At 34.3% G+C, this 2,668-nt stretch carries 1 protein-coding gene; it reads right to left on the reverse strand.

What is annotated here, in order from left to right; translation table 11 throughout:
- Nucleotides 1-2,668, reverse strand: a 2,668-nt coding sequence (locus QZU77_RS10695) for a nitrous oxide reductase family maturation protein NosD (RefSeq protein ID WP_295603955.1), incomplete at both ends; no start/stop codon positions are given.

The raw sequence follows: 2,668 nt of genomic DNA on the forward strand, positions 1-2,668 counted from the left end.
AGCAATACTGCAAAGGTCCTGTACTGGTCTTTTAGAGAACCTATTGACACCTCAATTAGATTTTCGCCAATGTTATATCCTGAATCGAATGAAAATGTTCCTACACCTTCAACAACCTCAAACTTAATTTCAACATTATTGTTTAATGTGGCATACATTTCAAATACAGGCAATTTAGAGGCTACCGTATCATTTTTATAGAACTTAACCTGATAATTGCCGGGACTTACAACCTCGATCTCCTTAACTGAGATATAAGTGGTTGCAATCCTAGGACACATTGTTCCGTAACCTGTTGTATTTGTAGCATAATCCCATGTTATACGAGCATTCTTGCCGTACCAGTTTGTACCGAGTTGCAACCTTTTGGTATCGTTGAATTCACCATAATGATAAATTCCTTCAGGATTTGCACTCAATTCACCCAGTATCATCATACTAGGGCCTCTAGCGTTTCTGTAGATTGCATTGTCATTAACGTTAGGTTCAACAGCATTTTCTGCCAGATCATAGCCCGCATTGAATCTGATGCCCTCAAGCGCATTATCACTTATCCAATTGCTTAAAATGACAATGCCCGTTGAGTTATTTGCATCAACTGAAATTCCCATATAATTATCCAAAATCCTATTGTTGGTTATGGATACGTTTACTGCAGACTGATTAAGGAAAATTCCATAACCCAATGGCCCTTCAGGAACATCCATCACATACAAACCAATGTTTTTGGTAATTAAATTATCGGTTATCTGAGTGTTTTTGACTCCCATACCATAATTAATACCATAGTTACTTGAAGACAATGTATTATTATCCATTTCCACATTATCTGAATCCTGAGCAAATATTGCATTTCCAAAGGATTTAATATAGTTTTGAGATATTCTTGCATTATTTGCACCTGCCAAACTAATGCCATTGCCAGGAATAGCCAATTCACCGGAATCATACTTGCTCATTTGAGATTGATCCAGATTATTATTGATGGTGTTGTTTTTTAAAGTGACATTTTCTGCATTAACTACAATGCCTGACCCCTCATTTGCATTGATAACTAAATTAGAAACATTAAAGTAATCCGCATTAATTGTTAAAACAGGACTGTTAGCCTTACCGTTTAAAACAGTATTTTCTTTAAAAGTAATGTTTAAAGGATTGTTAATTGCCAAGCTGACATCATTATAAACATTTGCTAAAAAATCAACTGGATTATTGGTATTGTCCAAAATGCTTTGAATTTCATCACCTGACAAACCCCCATCAATGAATGTCACTCCTGTTTTGTTTAAAATATTAATTGTAGCCCTGGATGAAGATGAATCGTATTTGTCCTTTTGAGGGCAGTTAACATCAATAATATGCTGACCAACATCTAAAGATGAAACATTTACTTTCACTTGCCCTTTAGCATCGGTTTGGGAAGAATATGGCTTATTATCCAGAGTATATGAAATTAAATGATTTGCTAAAGCCTGTCCGGTAGAGTCCTTTAATGAAATAATATAGTTTTCGATAGAATTTAATGAAAATGTCCTATTTGAAGCAGACAATTGTGTTTTGAGTTTAGCTTCCTCGACAGAATCATAGTTTTGAGGAACAGTTGGATTTGAAGCGCCACCTGGAGAATTGGTTTGCTTTTTAACTATGACCTTGCCTGTTATAGATGATTTCTTATACTTTTTAACTCCCTTATAAGTGACTTTGACATTATATGTTTTTAGCTTTGAAAATTTAACTTTTATAGTTGCTTGACCTTTTCCATTAGTCTTTTTAGTGTATTTCTTGCCGTTTACTTTAATAATCAATTTCTGTTTTTTAAGTGCATTGCCGTTCTCATCCTTTAAAATAACAGTATACTTGCTGGATTTTTTAGGTGCAACAGTGACTTTTGGAGCATTCAACTTGGTTTTAAGGGTCTTTTTAACTGTTATTTTAGCAGTTTTTTTGGATGGCAGATATTTATTTGAACCCCCATGTCTTATTTGAACAGTGTATTTTCCTTTCTTAAGTTTAAGCTTGACTTTTGCCACTCCTTTTGAATTGGTTTTGACTTTATATGTTTTTTTGTTTACTTTAATGGTCAATTTTTGAGAGGCTAATGGATTTCCATTTGAATCTTTTAAAGTGACTTTATAATAAGTAGCTTTTTTAATGAACATTGCATAATTGGATGCTGCTATTTTAGTTGGCATCTTATTGACTTTCAAAGTTGCCTGAGCAGATGCAGGTGCCCAATCAATATCATCACCAGCGTAATTGACCTTAATTGCATATGTTCCTGTGTTCTGATTGATTTTTAAAGTGACCTGTCCATTATTATTAGTGACTGAATTGAATGATTTGGAACCAATGTTTATTAAAACCGGTTCATTTGCAATGGCATTATTATTAATATCCATTAAAGTAACTACATAGTCCATGTTTGAATTCGGATAAGTGGTTAAATCAGAAACAATGAGTTTGCTTCTAATCACCTCTCCAGGAATGGATTTATCATCAACATTGAATGTTCTGACGTTCTTGTTCTGGTCACTGGTTAAGTAATCGCCTGTTCCGGGTGTGACTACTGTTACAATGTTTCCGGATTCATTAAATTCATTTGTGTAGAATCTGACGGTTGCAGTGCCGTCAACCATCATTACTGTTCTGAAAATGTCTCCTTCTTGAG

The sequence above is a fragment of the uncultured Methanobrevibacter sp. genome (assembly GCF_902774605.1).
Classification (GTDB): domain Archaea; phylum Methanobacteriota; class Methanobacteria; order Methanobacteriales; family Methanobacteriaceae; genus Methanocatella.